Origin of the sequence: Streptomyces kunmingensis (genome assembly GCF_039533535.1) — a bacterium.
In the GTDB taxonomy this organism is placed as follows: Bacteria; Actinomycetota; Actinomycetes; order Streptomycetales; family Streptomycetaceae; genus Streptomyces; species Streptomyces kunmingensis.
The window spans coordinates 237,252-252,080 of record NZ_BAAATS010000005.1 but is presented as its reverse complement, the minus strand read 5'-3'; the positions used below and the strand labels follow the sequence as shown (position 1 = coordinate 252,080).

Here is a 14,829-nt window from a genome sequence, read left to right as displayed (position 1 = left end):
TGCCGCCGGATCGTCCGGCGGCACTTCTCAGCCTCCGCCTCCGCGGAGGCGGGCGCCATGGCTGTGGGGCCAGGTGTCCCACAGATACGGACACGGCCGCGCTACGGCAGGCTGTGCACCTTGGGGCCGACCGCGTTCGACCAGGCGTTGCCGGCCGTCGCGTCCCAGTTCGTCGACCAGGTCATCGCGCCGCGCAGCCCCGGGTAGGTCTTCGCGGGCTTGAAGGAGCCGCAGCCCGTACCGCGCGTGAGGCAGTCGAGCGCGTTGTTCACGATGGACGGAGCCACGTAGCCGCTGCCCGCGCCGCGCGTCGACGCCGGTACGCCGAGGCCGACCTGCGACGGGTCCAGACCGCCTTCCAGCTGGATGCAGGCGAGCGCGGTGAGGAAGTCCACCGAGCCCTGGCTGTACACCTTGCCGTCGCAGCCCAGCATCGAACCGCTGTTGTAGTACTGCATGTTGACGACGGTGAGGATGTCCTTCACGTTCAGGGCGGTCTTGAAGTACTCGCCCGACGTGGACTGCATGTCGATGGTCTGCGGCGCCATCGTGAGCACCAGCTTCGAGCCGGCCTTCGTGGACAGCTGACGCAGGGCCTTCGTCATGTACGTGGAGTTGAGGCCGTTCTCCAGGTCGATGTCGACGCCGTCGAAGCCGTACTCCTGCATGAGCGCGTACGCGCTGTTGGCGAAGGCCGTCGCCGAGGCGTCGCTGTTGACGGAGATGCTGCCCTTCTCACCGCCGACCGAGATGATCACGGACTTGCCGGCCGCGTGCTTGGCCGCGATGTCCGCCTTGAAGTCGGCGGCGGAGGAGTACCCGACGGCCGGGTCCAGGTTGAAGGTGATCTGCCCCGGCGTGGTCGTGGCGTCGGCGAACGACACCGCGATGATGTCGTACTGCGACTGGACGTCCCGCAGCTTCTGGACGGTCGCCCCGTTGTCGAAGTTCTGCCAGTAGCCGGTCAGCGCGTGCTTGGGAACGTTGCCGCCGCCCGGGTTGCCCCCGGTGGCGGCGGTCTTCGCGGTGACGGCCGCGGACTTGGCCGACTCGCCGGCCGCGTTCACCGCACTGACCTGGAAGCTGTACGAAGTACTGGCCGCGAGCCCGGAGACGGTCGCCGAGGAACCCGAGACCGAGGCGACCTTCGCGCCGTCCCGGTACACGTTGTAGCCGCTCGCCGTGGAGACCGGGGTCCAGGACAGGTCGACGGAGGACGAGGTGGTCGCGCCCGCGGCGAGGCCCGCCGGCACGGCCGGTATCACCACCGGGTCGCTGCCGCCGCCCCCGTCGGGCCCGAAGACGTTCACATCGTCGACGTAGTAGGCGCTCTGCCCGTACCAGCCGTGCGTGTAGACCGTCACCGACGTCGTGTTCGCGCCGGTCTTGAAACTGGTGGTGAGCTGCTGCCAGGACGAGCTGCCCGGCGTCCAGGTGGACACGTCGGTGGTGCCGGTGCCGCTCGCGCCGAGGTAGGCGTAGCCGCCCTGTGCGTAACTGCTCAGCGTGTACGTCGAGTTGGGCTTGACCGCGACGGTCTGGGTGCACTTGGCGTTGTCCTGGCCGGCCGGGGTGCCCCGCAGCGCCTTGGCGCCGCCGTGCACGGGCGAGGAGACGGCCGCGCCGCTGCCCGCGGTGCAGGTCCAGTTGGACAGGTCCGATTCGAAGCCGGCGTTCTTGGCCACGTTGACGTCCGCGGCCTGCGCGGGAGCGGCCAGCGCGGTGATGCTCAGCGCTGCGGCCGAGGTGACGGCGAGCGCGCCGCCGAGCAGGCGACGGGGGCCGGGTCTGCCATGACGTGCACGGTCCACGGGGGTGCCTCCGGGGGAGAGGTGAAGAGCGGATGTGAACGGTGGCCACCGCTGTGCGCCAAAGTTGGTCCAGACCAATCGAGTTGTCAAGACCTCTGGCGCACGTGACTTCCGCCGTCCTGCTCCGCACGGGGGCGGGTGGATGCGAAAACGGCGCTGAACAGGCAGTTCAGCGCCGTCCTGAGGGAGTCGGGAGGGTCAGAGCAGGCCGCGTGCGTACGCGGCCTGCCCCACGTGCTGGAGATCGTCCGACAGCACGCTGACCAGCCGCGCTCCCAGCGTCACGGGCGGGTCCCAGTTCTCGTCGACGATCCGGTCGAGCGCGGCGTCCTCCAGGCCGCCGAGAAAGCCCAGCGTCTGCTCGTGCACCGCGTCGTAGTAGCCGAGCAGCAGTTCGCCGGATTCGACCTTCACCTGGCCGACCTGTTTCGACGTATGACCGTATCCGGTGTCCGACTCCGGAAGGGGCAGGGCGAAGCGGTCGGCCCAGCCCTTCGCGAGCCAGACCTGTTCGAGACCCGCGGCGTCGGCGATGTGGTCGTCCTGCACGCGCGCAAGATGCCAGATCAGCCAGGCGATGGAATTCGCCTCTCCGCCGGACCGTGCGTGGAGATCGTCGGGGGAAAGGCCCTCGACCGCCGCGTGCACTTCTTCCTGAATACGGCCGTAGCCTTCGATGAGTACCTCATGGGAGCGCATGAGGTGCAGTTTCGTCGACCGCACGGATTTCGGCCAACGGAGCGGCGGAATATGCCAGGAGACTGGCTCGAAAAGCATGGTGACAGTGCGTTCGAAGTGCCGATACTCGACAGGAGAGACAGTTGAATTCTGTCCGAAGACGGCGTCCGGGAGATCGACAATCTTGATCTCCCGCGCCGTTGGGGTCGATCGCCGATCAATTACCGGTCAGTCAATGATCAATGGCGCCAGGCAATGGGGGAGATCGTGCACGACGAATTCCTGTGCCATGTCACCGCGTACGGAATCTGCGGCGGACGGCGCGTCGGAGTTCCGCTCGGCACCTACCGCGCCCCCACCCTGCCGCTCGCCCTGTGGTGGCTGCGTGACCGGGCCACCTGGATCGCCGAACGCCTCGACCCGCGCCCCGGCCTGCCGCACGTACCGGAGGGCGCCCTGATGCCGGTGGGCGACGACACACCCGACGTGCCCGGGCAGCTGCGTGCCTGGTGCGCGGATACCGGACAGCAGGAGCGCGTCGCCGAGGAGCTGGCGGGCGGCCGGCTCGTCCGCGTAGCCACCCGGGACGACACCACCGAGTACGAGCTTCTCGCCGAGTCCGTGGACGCCCTGCGCATGGCCCGTACGGCGGCGCGCTCCCGGGCGCACGCCTCTGTATGAGGTGCGGTGGTTCAGAACCCGTCGACCGTATGGGGCCGCAGGTCCGTGTAGAGCGCGGCGTCGAGCATCGACGCCGCGTCCTGCTTGTGCTCGGCGACCAGCCCCGCCCGCACCATCGCCCGCACGGACGTCGCGCCCATGTAGACCGTCGCCAGATCGCGCGCCTCGAGCGACAGATCCGGGTCGTCCCCGGTCGGCGCGTACGAGAACCCGTCCGGGGACGCGATCAGCCGGTACCGGCCCGCGTTCGCCGGTACCCGCTCGTCGCGGATCGCGAGCACCACGTCCACCGGCGCCGCCCACGTACGGGCCTCGAGGGCCGCTCGTACATCGACGAGCCGCACCCACTGCGCCGGGAACGACGACGTCACCCGCACCTGGTCCGGGTCGGCCGCGATCAGCGGCAGCGGGTCGTCCACCGGCCGGCCCCAGGACGTCACCTTCCCGGTCAGGTCGATCGCGGTCAGATAGCTCCACAGCGCGGCCGCCGCCTCGGGACCGTCGGCCTCCAGCTCGTCCACCCGGACCACACCCGGCGTACGTGCTTCCTCGTCGCCCGACTTGGTGCGGTAGATCGCGTATCCGGCGAGGGGGTCACCGAGAGCCACGATCCGCGGCGGCGACAGGTCGTCGTCGTCCTCGTCCTTCTCGACCAGCCACTCCTCGCGCCACCAGGCCTCCGTTCGCGCCGGCCGGCCCGCCCGGTGGGCGCGCGTCTGTTCGAAGTAGGGGCCGAGCAGCGCGGGTGCGTCCGCCGGGTCGACCAGGCGCAGGGGGCGCGGGTCCGGCGCCAGGCGCAGCGCCAGCGGACGCCGGGAGTCGATCTCCACGCTCGCGCCGTAGCCGCCCGGGCCGAAGCCGAACCGGCCGTAGATCGAGGCCTCCGACGCCCACAGCGCGACGAGCGGCGCGCCCTGGCGCGCACAGCGGGCGAACAGCTCGGACACCATCCCGGAGAGCACGCCGCGACGCCGGTGGGTCGGCGCCACCGACACGAACGTCAGCCCGGGGCAGGACAGTTCACCGCCGCCGGGCACGGACACCGTGAACGGGTGCGCGGCGGCGAAGCCGACCAGCTCCTCACCGTCGTAGGCGCCGATGCGCAGGAGGCCGGCCAGCGTTTCGCGATGGTGCCCCCGTCGCTCCTCCGGCGGTGACTCGTGGAAGGCCAGGTAGGCGAGCGCGAGGGCGCGCTCGATATCGGACTCGGGCAGCTCACGGATCTGGACGGATCGGGCATTCATGATCACAAACCCTAGCCGGGAGCGGCGCCCCGCGCCCGTGGGGGTGTCCCCGTGGGCGGCACCCGGTCGGCCGCCGTCCACGGGGACGGGCCTCGGCGGCAGCGACACCGCCGAGGCCCTGCGGGCAGCGGGGTCCGGGCTGCCCGCCCACCGTGAGGGGGGTCATCCGCGAGGGCGGGGGACTCCGAGGACTTCGGGTACTTCCGGCGCGGAGCCCCGCACGGATGCACTGCGCCCGGGGCGGGCGCCGTACTCCCACAACCGTGTACGCAGCCGCCCCATCCCGCGCCGGGCATGGCTCTTGACGGTGCCCAGCGGCCACCCCGTGCGGTCCGCGATCTGCGGCTGGGTCAGGTCCTCGTAGAAGGCGAGCCACAGGACCGTGCGCTGCTGCACCGGCAGCCGTGCCAGCTCCCTGGCCACCAGCACCCGGTCGAGCACCCCCTCCGTGTCCTCCACGGCCACAGCCCGCCGCGCGGCAAGACCGTCGAACAGGGCCGTCCTGCGGGTGCGCGAAGCGAGCGCGTCCGCGATGTGATGGCGGGTGATACCGGTCAACCAGGCCGCGGCGGAGCCCAGTTCGGGCCGGTAGCCGTCCCGCCCGCGCCACGCCGCGAGGAACACCTGCTGCGTGACGTCCTCCGCGTCCCGGCCGTCGCCCAGCGCCCGCCGTGCGAGCCGCTGCACCAGCGGCGCCCACCGCAGGTAGAGGTCGGCGAGGTGCGTCGCGTCCGCCCGGGCCACCGTCTCCGCCGGCGCGTGCGCAGCGCGCGCGACCGATTGAACCGCTGCGCTCATCAGTGCCTCGTCAACTCCTCGACGCGCCCTCGGACTTGTCTGTTTTCCGAACGGAAGCGGACGGAGGGGCCGCGTTCCCGTCCACGGACCGGTCATCCTTGGAACCCTTGCGGTCGAGCCGCAACTCGCATCGTTTGTGCGTCGTATCGTGAGCCGATGGATGAGCAACACGACGGGCAGGACGGGCAACCGGACGGGCCCGGTCCGGTGGCTGCCGCGGAGCCGGGGGTCACCACCGGCGCTCTCGCCCGGCGTCTGGGGGTCTCGCCGACGACCCTGCGCACCTGGGACCGGCGCTACGGCCTCGGCCCCGCCGAGCGCGCCGAGGGACATCACCGGCGCTGGTCGGCCCAGGACGTCGCGGTCGTCGAGGAGATGTGCCGCCTCGCCGCCACGGGCCTGCCGCCCGCCGAGGCCGCGCACCTGGCCCGCAAGCGCCGGGAGACCGACCGCCCCGTCGCCGTGCCGCGGCCGCGCCGCGCACCGGGACGGCCTTCGGAGGCCACGCTCGAACGACAGCGCCGCGGCCTGGCCCGGGCGGCCACCCGCCTCGACGCGCCCGCCGTACGGGACCTCCTGGCCGAGGCGGTGGCGCGGTACGGGCTGGTCGGCGCCTGGCAGGACGTGATGGTGCCGGTGCTGCACGCGATCGGCCGCAAATGGGAGGAGGCCGGCGACCGGTACGTCGAGGTCGAGCACCTCCTGTCCTGCCACGTCTCGCGCGCCCTGCACCGGGGCCCCGTCGCATCCGTCACCGCGGCCGTGCCGCCGCTCGTCCTCGCCTGCGTACCGGCCGAGGAGCACTCGCTGCCCCTGGAGGCGCTCAGCGCCGCGCTCGACGAACTCGGCCTGCCGCAGCGCATGTTCGGGGCGGCCGTGCCCGTAGAGGCGGTCGCCGCGGCCGTGCGCCGGACGGGACCCCGGGTCGTCGTGCTGTGGGCACAAGCCCGGTCGACCGCGAGTCTGCCGCTCGCCCGGCACCTCGCCGAAGCCCGGTGGGGCGTGCGCGGCGCCCGCGGCGGCCCCACCATCCTGCTCGGCGGACCCGGCTGGGCGGGGCACACGGTGCGCGGTGCGCTGCGCCCCACCACGCTGCCGGAGGCGCTGACCCGCATCGAGCGCATCTACCCCGAGGTCACCGCAGGCCCCGCGCCTGCCTGAACCGGTCCAGCGCGTCGGGCAGTTCGATCAGCGGATCCGGATAGTCGTACGCCGCACGGTCCTTGCCCGTCAGCTTCCACGGTTCGTGCACCGCGGACCCGGACAGCCCCGCCAGCTCCGGCACCCAGCGCCGGACGTACGCCCCGTCCGGGTCGTAGCGCTTGCCCTGGGTCACCGGATTCAGTACCCGGTTGGGCCGGCTGTCCGTTCCGGTGCCCGCCGCCCACTGCCAGTTCATCTGGTTGTTGGAGATGTCCCCGTCCACGAGCAGGTCCAGGAAATGCCGGGCACCGACCCGCCAGTCGACGTACAGCGTCTTGGTCAGGAAACTCGCCGCCAGCAGACGGCCCCGGTTGTGCATCCACCCCTCGTGGCGCAACTGCCGCATCGCCGCGTCGACCACCGGATATCCCGTGCACCCCTGCCGCCACGCCTCGATCTCCCGGCGCGCGGACCGCTCGGAGCGCCACTGGTCGTGGCGGGTGCGGTAGTCCGCGTGCGAGGCGGCCGGGCGGGCGGCCAGCACCTGGTGGTGGAAGTCCCGCCAGGCCAGCTGCCGTACGAACGCCTCGGCGCCGGGGCCGCCCGCCGACCGGGACCGCTGGACCGCCTCGACGGGACTCACCGTCCCGAAGTGCAGATCGGGGGAGAGCCGCGAGGTCGCGTCGCCCGCCATGTCGTCGTGCCGGTCCTCGTACGCGGCGATCCCCGAACGCAGCCAGGCCGTCAGGCGCGCCCGGCCGGCCCGCTCGCCGCCCTCGGCGAGCCCCGGTGACACACCGGGCACGGAGGAACGTTCGGGCACCGGCTCCGAGCCCACCCCGTCGGGAACGGTGACGGCGCGCGGGGCGCGGCCCACCGGACGCGTGTGCTGCCGCGCCCACTGCCGGTGGTACGGCGTGAACACGGCGAAGTGGTCCCGGGCCGCCGGGGTGACCGCGCCGGGCGGCACACAGGTCACCACCGCGTCATGGACGACGACCTCGCAGCCGATGCCGTGCAGGGCCGTCCGCAGCCGGTCCTCACGGCGCCGTGCGTAGGCGCTCACGTCGCCCGCCAGATGCACCGCACACGCGTCCGTCTCGGTCACCACCTTCGCGACCTCCTCCGCCACGTCCCCGTACCGGACCACCAGCCGGCCGCCGCGCTGCCGCAGTCCCGCGTCGAGATCGCGCAGGCAGTCGGCGAGGAACGCCTCCCGGTTCGGCACGAGGAAACCGTTCGCCGCGATCCCCGTGTCCCGGACGAACAGCGGCACCACCGCGTCGGAGGCGTCCAGAGCGGCCCGCAGCGGCGGATGATCATGGACCCGCAGGTCGGCGGTGAACAGAACGACACGGACGCGCACTGAAGTACTCCCGGCTGGTGTGAGAGAGCGGGGGCCTGCTGATCCGACTGATCGCGCACGGCGCTCCCGTCCTCCTTTCCCGCCCCAGGACGTGCACGGATGCATGGATTCCGGGCCACCGAGGGCATCTCGTGCATGGTCTCCCCCGGAGCGGGCATGCGCAGCTCAAGGGAGAACGGACGGTGACCGGGTGCGAACCGTCCGTGCGGACGGGTGCGGAGGTGTCGGCGATATGCGGACCACGGTGTTGCGACGATTTCCCGCGGGGGCGCCCCGTGGATCCTGGCCGGCGGAGGAGTACGCCGCGCGGCTGCGTGCTCAGGGACGGTCCGCAAGGGTGGTGATGGACCTGGATTCGGACGCGTTCCTGGTGGTCGCCGGGGAAGGTGACGTACCCGGCTGACCGGGCGCCGGCCCGCGCCCGGTCAGCGCGGCGAGCCGGCGAACCCCACACTGGGCCCCCGTCCACGCGGACGGGGGCCCAGCGCTGTCAGGAGCCGACCTCCGGCAGCCGCTCCCCGTTGTCCAGCCGCGCCGTGACCTGCACGGCGCCCCGCTCGGGTGCCCGCACGGCCAGTACGCGCCCGGGGCGGGCGGTGTCCACCGTGCCGCTCACGGTGATCCGGGTGACCGCGCGGCTGCCCGCCGCCACGACGTACCAGTGCCCCTTCGGCGACTTCCACCGGGCGGAGGCCACCACGTGCTGGCCGAACCGGCTGCAGGCCGCCGTGTTCTCCGCCCGCCCGACGACCCGGGCGGGAGCCGTGACGGAGGAGGCGGGCGCGCGCAGCAGGAGGGCCACGTCACCGGGGCCGCGCCAGGTCGACGCGCGGGCACACGACCACACCGCGTGGCCCCCGCTCTCCGGCAGCTCCTGCTCGGCGAAGTCCCACGCGTTCACGGCGCGCACCGCGCCGCCGTGCCACGGCCCGAGTCCGCAGGCAATGCGCGCCCATGCCAGCAGCGCCCGGCTGCTGGTCGCCTCACGCGGCTGGCGGGGCGGGGGAGTGCCGTGACCGGGCAGCGGGGTGTAGGTGAGGTGCACCGGCGAGAGCCCGCCGAGATCCGCGACGAGGAACGCGTGGTGCTCCACGATCCGTGCCGAGGAACGCAGTTGCAGCACAGGGCGCCGGTCGCAGCCCGTTGCCGCAGCGACCGGCACGGCCTCGGTCACGCCGTCCCCGGACACGTGCACCGGCTCGGCCGGGGTATCGGGCCGCAGCAGATCGCGCCTGGTCGCCTCCGAGACCCAGGGCGCGGTGAGATAGCGGGCGGTGCCGTCGTCGCGGGTCAGCACCACCGCGGCCGCCGTGGTCACATCCGCGTCGTCCACCCGGGCCAGGTCGAGCGTGGCGCGTGCGTCGCCGACAGGATCGCCGTACCGGGCGAGCCGGTCGCCGTCGTGCAGCAGCACCACACCGTGTCCGTCGACGTCCCCGGCGAACAGCAGTTGCGGGGTGCGCGGTGGCGCGTCCGCCGGGGTGCCGGTCGTCGTGCTCACCGCGACGGTGTCCGAGGGCGCCGCCCAGGCATCGAGTGCTCGCGCCAACAGCGCCTCGTCGTCGGTCCGGCCGCCTCGTGCGGGCCAGACCGTGAAGTCGACCCGGGATGTGTCGGCCCACTCCTGCGCCGCGGCGCGCGACAGGCGGCCGGCGTCCAGGGCGCCGGTGCTCGCCGCGGTCTGCGGGGCCGCCGGGCGCTGTACGGAACCGGCCCCGGCGAGGACGACCGCGGTGATCATGGCGAGGGCGCCCGCGACCCAGGCGAGCCGTCTGCGGCGGGCGCGCCGGACCAGGTCCGTCGGCCGCGTCTGCACCGAGCAGGCGTCGAACTCCTGGGAGCGCAGCAGCGCTTCGGCGGCGGCGCCGGCTCCGGCGTCGAGACCCGCGGCGTCCCGGACGACGGCCTCGGGATCCGTGACTCCGGCCGCGCCCAGCAGGCCGGCCGCGCGGGCGGGGGAGAAGCCGTCGACCCGGCGGAGCACGAACGCGGCCCTGGCCGGTGCCGATGCCCCGGCGAGCGCTTGAGCGAGGGCGATCTCCTCGGCGCCGCCGGCCCGCGGGAACAGGCGCAGCCCCCACACCAGGGGCAGCCGTGGCAGCAGCGCCCGGGGCGGCGGCAGCGCGGCGGGCCAGCCGGACGGGCGGTGCGCCCCTGCCAGGGCGGATCGCAGCACCCGCACCCGCAGGGCGTCCTCCGCGCTGCCGGGGCCTTCGCCGCCGGCCCGTGGGCCCGGCACCCGGACCGGCCGTGCGCCGGGCAGGGCGCGCTGGGCCGCCGCATGCGCCATGAGTACCCGGCGGTGCCGGGACAGGGTGGCGGGAAGGGTCAGATAGGCGAGGCGGACGAGCGCGGTGTACTGCTCGACGAGGGCGGCTTCGGCCCGGTCGGCGGCTATCCGGGCGCGCTTGGCCGGTCGGCCGTGGCGAAGGATCGGCATGGTCGGGTCTCCCGCGTCGAAGAGCGTGATGTGCTTCGCTCTTCAAACGACGGGGCCGTGTGACGGTCACACCACGATCCCGTAGGACTGCACTGCCCCACTTGGGGTATCCGCATGCCTGCGGGGGCCTGACCGACCAACACGGGCCCGGTGGAGAGAGACGCGGATGACCGAGTATTTGGACGGGGCAGTGATCCCAATTGGCTTCGACACACCTGTCGAGCCGCTGCGGCGGATGACCCACTACTCAGGTGAGGCGGGCTGCATAGCGCAGGCGCGGGCCTTCGCAGAGACGTTTCTGGCGCAGCTGACCCAGGAGTGGTGCGTCGACGTCGACCGCCGCGTCGCGGGCGATGTGCTCCTCGTCGTCAGCGAGCTGGTCACCAATGCGGACCGGCACAGCTCGGGGCCGTACGTCCTGGAACTGGAGGGGACCACGACGCAGATCACCGTCGCCGTCTACGACAGCAGCGCCGCCGTGCCGCGGCGCTACCCCAGGGATCCGGGCCGGATCGGCGGTCACGGCCTGGAGATCGTGGACATGCTCGCCGATGTCAGCGTCGAGCGGGTGCCGGTCGGCAAACGCGTCAAGGCCGTGCTCACCCTCTGACCGGCCGAGGCGGTTTCTGCCCCCGTTCCTGCCCCGCTTCCGGCGCGGGCCCGGCTCCGGACGTCCTACACGAGGTCCGTGCCCGCGAGCATCCCGGTCTTCAGCCGTGCGATGAGCCGGGTGATGAGCCGTGAGACGTGCATCTGCGAGTAGCCGAGCCGCTCGCCGATCTCCGCCTGCGTCAGCTCCTCCACGAACCGCAGATGCAGCAGGCGGCGGTCGCGCTCCGGCAGCTGTGCCACCAGCGGGGCGAGGGTCTGGAAGTCCTCCACCAGCTCCATCGCCTCGTCCTCGACCCCGATGAAATCGGCGAGCACGGACTCGCCGTCCTGGCCGTCGTCTCCGGTCAGAGCGGCGTCGAGGGAAGCGGACGTATAGCCGTTCGAGGCCAGCCGGGCCTCTCGTACCTCGGCCTCCGGCAGGTCCATCAGCGTGGCCAGCTCGGCGGTCGTCGGCTCCCGGCCCAGCCGGGTGCACAGCTCCTCACGCGCCTTGGCCAGTTCCTGGCGGAGCTCCTGGAGGCGCCGCGGTACATGCACGGCCCAGGTGGTGTCGCGGAAGAACCGCTTGATCTCGCCGCTGATGTACGGCAGTACGAACGAGGTGAACTCGACCTCGCGCGAGATCTCGAACCGGTCGATCGCCTTGATCAGGCCGATCATGCCGACCTGGACGATGTCCTCCATGTCGTCACTGCGATGGCGAAAGCGCCTCGCGGCGAAGCGGACCAGCGACATGTTCATCTCGATCAGGGTGTTACGGGTGTACTGGTACTCCCGCGTCCCTTCCTCCAGGTCCGCGAGCCGCCGGAAGAAGTGCCGGGACAGCTCCCGCGCGTCCAGCGGCGCCACCCGGGCCGGGTCGGGGAAGGAGCGCATCGAGGTCCGCCCGTCCGTGGTCCGGGTCCCGCCCCCGATGACGTTCGTCCTGCTCATGGTGGACACCACCGTCCCTCCCGCGCTGTGCGGCGCCGCGAAGCGTTGTTCCATCATGGTGTCCGGGGGTTACCCGCGAACCCGCCGGTCATGCGGACAGGCACTGGAGGTACGACATCAACACGGCAGAAACAGCAGGCACGGTGCGCGAACTCGTGGACGCGCTGCCCGGCAGCACCCTCGTCACCGACGCCGACGTCCTCGCGACGCTGGGCCGCGACGACGCCGAGTGGGCGCCCGTGGGCCGCCCGCTCGCGGCGGTCCGGGCCGGCTCGGCCGAGGAGGTACAGGCGGTGGTGCGGGCGTGCGCCGAGCGGCGGATACCCGTCGTGACGCGTGGCGCGGGCACCGGCCTGTCGGGCGGCGCCAACGCGGTCGACGGCTGCGTCGTCCTCGACGTCTCCCGGATGAACCGCGTCCTGGAGATCGACACCGAGAACCTGCTCGCCGTCGTCGAGCCCGGCGTCGTCAACAACGACCTGAAGGCCGCGGTCGCCGAGCACGGCCTCTGGTACCCGCCGGACCCGGCCAGCGCCCCCTGGTCCACGATCGGCGGCAACGTGTCGACGAACGCGGGCGGCCTGTGCTGTCTCAAGTACGGCGTCACCCGCGACTACGTCCTCGGCCTCGAGGTCGTCATGGGCGGCCCGGCGGGCGAGTACGGCAGCCGCGTCCGGCTCGGCAGGCGCACCACCAAGGGCGTCAGCGGCTACGACCTGACGAGCCTGTTCGTCGGTTCCGAGGGCACCTTCGGCGTCATCACGGAGATCACACTGCGGCTGCGGCCGGCGCCCGTCGCCGCACCGCGCACGGCGGTCGGAGCGTTCGACAGCCTGGTCGCCGCCGGTGCCGCGGTCGCTCTCCTCACGCGCCGGGGCCTCGAGCCCGCGGCCCTCGAACTCCTCGACCGCGCCTGCATGGAGGCCGTCGAGGACTGGAAGCACCTGGGCATCGAGCCGGGCGCCGAGGCCATGCTGCTCGCCCGGATCGACGCGGCGGGCGACGCGGGCAGCGCCGAGGCCGACGCGGTGACAGCGGCCTTCCAGGAGGCCGGGGCGCTGTGGGCCGAGCAGTCCACCGACGCCGTCGAGGCCGAGGCCCTCTTCGACGTACGGCGCCTCGCCTATCCCGCCCTGGAGCGGCTCGGCCCCGTCCTCACCGAGGACCTCTGCGTGCCCCGCTCGGCCGTGCCCGAGATGCTCGCCACGATCGAGAAGATCGGCCGCCGGCACGGCGTGCGGATCGCCACCATCGCGCACGCGGGGGACGGCAATCTGCACCCGCTGCTGATCACCGAGCCCGGCGACGAGGCGGCCCGCGTCGCCGCGCAGGCCGCCTTCGAGGAACTGCTCCAGGCGGCGATTGCCGCGGGCGGCACCGTCACGGGCGAGCACGGCGTCGGCCTGCTCAAGCGCGACGGCATGCGCAGCGAACTGGGACCGGCCGTCTGCTCGATGCAGCGTGCCGTGAAGCAGACGCTCGACCCGCTGGACCTGTTCAACCCCGGGAAGGTCGTCGGCGAGGACTGACCTGCCGGCCAGGGGCCGCCCACGGAGGCGGCCGGTTCATCCCCTGCCCTCTGACGGGCCTTTTATACGGCACGCCGCGCTAAATGTGTGATTTGTCTGTTTATCGGACTTACGGTGCGGAGGCTGGTGTCCGTCAGGGGGGACACACAACGCGCCCGCACGCGGCGCGGATGGGGATGTCCATGAGTGGAATCAGCCGCAGAGGCGCGGCACGCCTGGGGCTCGGGATCGGTCTGGGAGCCGCCGCCGCGACCCTCGCGGGATGCGGCCGCGGCGAGGACGGGGGACAGCCCCCGGCGGGCCCGGGCCGCCGCCCGGAACAGCCCGCGGGCCCGAAGAAGGCCGCGCCCGTGCTGATCGGCGACGGCTCGACCGCGTACACCGGGAAGCAGCCCCGCCAGCCGGGCGCGGCGACCCCGCTCGAAGCGGGCCAGAAGCCACCGCAGTTCGTGATCTTCTCGTGGGACGGCGCGGGCGAGGTCGGCAACGGACTGTTCCCCCGCTTCCTGGAACTGGCCCGCGAGCACGACGCCCACATGACCTTCTTCCTCTCGGGCCTCTACGTCCTGCCCGAGTCGAAGAAGCGCCTGTACCGCCCGCCGAACAACCCCGTCGGCGCCTCCGACATCGGCTACCTGACCGACGGGCACGTCAAGGAGACCCTGAAGTACGTCCATCAGGCCTGGCTGGAGGGCCACGAGATCGGCACGCACTTCAACGGGCACTTCTGCTCCGGCTCCGGCTCCGTCGGCAACTGGAGCGCCGCGCAGTGGCGCAGCGAGATCGAGCAGGCCCGCGCGTTCGTCAAGACCTGGCGGAGCAACACCGGTTGGCACGACCACCCGTCGCTGCCCTTCGACTACGACCAGGAACTCATCGGCGGACGCACCCCCTGCCTGCTGGGCCAGGAGAACCTGCTGCCGGTCGCCAGGGAACTCGGCTGGCGCTACGACTCGTCGTCCCCCGGCGGCCGACAGCGCTGGCCGGAGAAGAAGCAGGGCGTGTGGGACCTGCCGCTGCAAGGCATCCCGTTCCCCGGGCACCGCTTCGAGGTCCTGTCGATGGACTACAACATCCTCGCCAACCAGTCGAAGGCCTCGACGCGCGCCCCGGCCCACAACTACCCGGGCTGGCGCACCCAGGCCACGCAGTCCTATCTCGCCGGTTTCCAGCGCGCCTACGAGACGAACCGGGCCCCGTTCTTCATCGGCAACCACTTCGAGGAGTGGAACGGCGGCATCTACATGGACGCCGTCGAGGCGACGCTCAAGCAGATCGCCGACAAGAAGGACGTACGGCTCGTCTCCTTCCGGCAGTTCGTCGACTGGCTCGACGCGCAGGACCCCGCCGTCCTCGCCAGACTGCGCGGTCTGGACGTGGGGGAGCGGCCGCCGGGAGGCTGGACCCGCTTCCTGCGCCCCGACAAGCACGAGAAGCAGGAGAAGCACGACAAGTCCGACAAGCACGTACACGGCGGTCGGCACGAGAACGCCGAGCGGCCTGCAAAGGCCACCGGCGGGCAGCCGGGGGAGTGAGGCAAGATCGGCACAGGCGCTGAGGCGGCAGCCGGCGCAGCGACGGACCAGGAGGAGGG

The 14,829-nt window shown here is 72.5% G+C and carries 12 protein-coding genes; 5 read left to right on the top strand and 7 right to left on the bottom strand.

The window, feature by feature from the left end:
• Positions 1 to 101: 101 nt before the first annotated feature.
• The gene (locus ABD366_RS06420) at positions 102 to 1,811 is read right to left on the bottom strand and encodes a chitinase (protein WP_324774477.1); all 1,710 of its coding nucleotides are present in this window, start codon (positions 1,809 to 1,811) and stop codon (positions 102 to 104) included.
• 198 nt (positions 1,812 to 2,009) lie between these two features.
• Complete coding sequence (locus ABD366_RS06415) at positions 2,010 to 2,510, bottom strand: mycothiol transferase (protein WP_324774475.1); 501 nt, start codon at positions 2,508 to 2,510, stop codon at positions 2,010 to 2,012.
• Positions 2,511 to 2,756: 246 nt separating this feature from the next.
• On the opposite strand from ABD366_RS06415, the gene ABD366_RS06410 reads away from it, so the two are divergent.
• Positions 2,757 to 3,170, top strand: a complete 414-nt coding sequence (locus ABD366_RS06410) for a hypothetical protein (protein WP_324774473.1) — start codon at positions 2,757 to 2,759, stop codon at positions 3,168 to 3,170.
• 11 nt (positions 3,171 to 3,181) lie between these two features.
• On the opposite strand, the gene ABD366_RS06405 is transcribed toward ABD366_RS06410, so the two are convergent.
• Together ABD366_RS06405 and ABD366_RS06400 are read right to left on the bottom strand one after the other, a co-directional pair.
• Positions 3,182 to 4,414 carry a GNAT family N-acetyltransferase gene (locus ABD366_RS06405; RefSeq protein WP_324774471.1) on the bottom strand — a complete coding sequence of 411 codons (1,233 nt, stop codon included), beginning with the start codon at positions 4,412 to 4,414 and terminating at the stop codon, positions 3,182 to 3,184.
• Positions 4,415 to 4,576: 162 nt separating this feature from the next.
• Positions 4,577 to 5,212: an RNA polymerase sigma factor gene (locus tag ABD366_RS06400; RefSeq protein WP_324774469.1), complete on the bottom strand. Its 636-nt coding sequence runs from the start codon at positions 5,210 to 5,212 to the stop codon at positions 4,577 to 4,579.
• A gap of 156 nt (positions 5,213 to 5,368) precedes the next feature.
• On the opposite strand from ABD366_RS06400, the gene ABD366_RS06395 reads away from it, so the two are divergent.
• Positions 5,369 to 6,373: a MerR family transcriptional regulator gene (locus ABD366_RS06395; RefSeq protein ID WP_324774467.1), complete on the top strand. Its 1,005-nt coding sequence runs from the start codon at positions 5,369 to 5,371 to the stop codon at positions 6,371 to 6,373.
• Here the strand turns inward: ABD366_RS06395 and ABD366_RS06390 are convergent.
• Together ABD366_RS06390 and ABD366_RS06385 are read right to left on the bottom strand one after the other, a co-directional pair.
• A complete protein-coding gene (locus ABD366_RS06390) occupies positions 6,348 to 7,721 on the bottom strand; it encodes a cryptochrome/photolyase family protein (protein WP_324774465.1) in 1,374 nt (457 codons plus the stop codon). The genes ABD366_RS06395 and ABD366_RS06390 overlap by 26 nt on opposite strands.
• A gap of 490 nt (positions 7,722 to 8,211) precedes the next feature.
• Complete coding sequence (locus ABD366_RS06385; RefSeq protein ID WP_344441249.1) at positions 8,212 to 10,161, bottom strand: hypothetical protein; 1,950 nt, start codon at positions 10,159 to 10,161, stop codon at positions 8,212 to 8,214.
• A gap of 166 nt (positions 10,162 to 10,327) precedes the next feature.
• Here ABD366_RS06385 and ABD366_RS06380 point away from each other — a divergent pair, with 166 nt between their 5' ends.
• A complete protein-coding gene (locus ABD366_RS06380; RefSeq protein WP_324768296.1) occupies positions 10,328 to 10,771 on the top strand; it encodes an ATP-binding protein in 444 nt (147 codons plus the stop codon).
• Positions 10,772 to 10,836: 65 nt separating this feature from the next.
• Here ABD366_RS06380 and ABD366_RS06375 read toward each other — a convergent pair whose 3' ends face one another.
• A complete protein-coding gene (locus ABD366_RS06375) occupies positions 10,837 to 11,706 on the bottom strand; it encodes a SigB/SigF/SigG family RNA polymerase sigma factor (protein WP_411293680.1) in 870 nt (289 codons plus the stop codon).
• Positions 11,707 to 11,849: 143 nt separating this feature from the next.
• Between ABD366_RS06375 and ABD366_RS06370 the strand changes: the two genes are divergently transcribed.
• Positions 11,850 to 13,235, top strand: coding sequence for an FAD-binding oxidoreductase (locus ABD366_RS06370; protein WP_411293679.1), 1,386 nt, complete (start codon positions 11,850 to 11,852; stop codon positions 13,233 to 13,235).
• A 182-nt stretch (positions 13,236 to 13,417) separates the two neighbouring features.
• On the top strand, positions 13,418 to 14,770 hold the full coding sequence (locus ABD366_RS06365) for a polysaccharide deacetylase family protein (protein ID WP_324768295.1): 1,353 nt from the start codon (positions 13,418 to 13,420) through the stop codon (positions 14,768 to 14,770).
• The last annotated feature ends 59 nt before the right edge of the window (positions 14,771 to 14,829 follow it).

Excerpts from the sequence above, each read along its gene's own strand:
- ABD366_RS06405 (WP_324774471.1), bottom strand. The coding sequence starts at position 4,414 with ATGAATGCCCGATCCGTCCAGATCCGTGAGCTGCCCGAGTCCGATATC.
- ABD366_RS06385 (WP_344441249.1), bottom strand. The coding sequence starts at position 10,161 with ATGCCGATCCTTCGCCACGGCCGACCGGCCAAGCGCGCCCGGATAGCC.
- ABD366_RS06380 (WP_324768296.1), top strand. The coding sequence starts at position 10,328 with ATGACCGAGTATTTGGACGGGGCAGTGATCCCAATTGGCTTCGACACA.
- ABD366_RS06375 (WP_411293680.1), bottom strand. The coding sequence starts at position 11,706 with ATGAGCAGGACGAACGTCATCGGGGGCGGGACCCGGACCACGGACGGG.
- ABD366_RS06400 (WP_324774469.1), bottom strand. The coding sequence starts at position 5,212 with ATGAGCGCAGCGGTTCAATCGGTCGCGCGCGCTGCGCACGCGCCGGCG.
- ABD366_RS06415 (WP_324774475.1), bottom strand. The coding sequence starts at position 2,510 with ATGCGCTCCCATGAGGTACTCATCGAAGGCTACGGCCGTATTCAGGAA.
- ABD366_RS06365 (WP_324768295.1), top strand. The coding sequence starts at position 13,418 with ATGAGTGGAATCAGCCGCAGAGGCGCGGCACGCCTGGGGCTCGGGATC.
- ABD366_RS06395 (WP_324774467.1), top strand. The coding sequence starts at position 5,369 with ATGGATGAGCAACACGACGGGCAGGACGGGCAACCGGACGGGCCCGGT.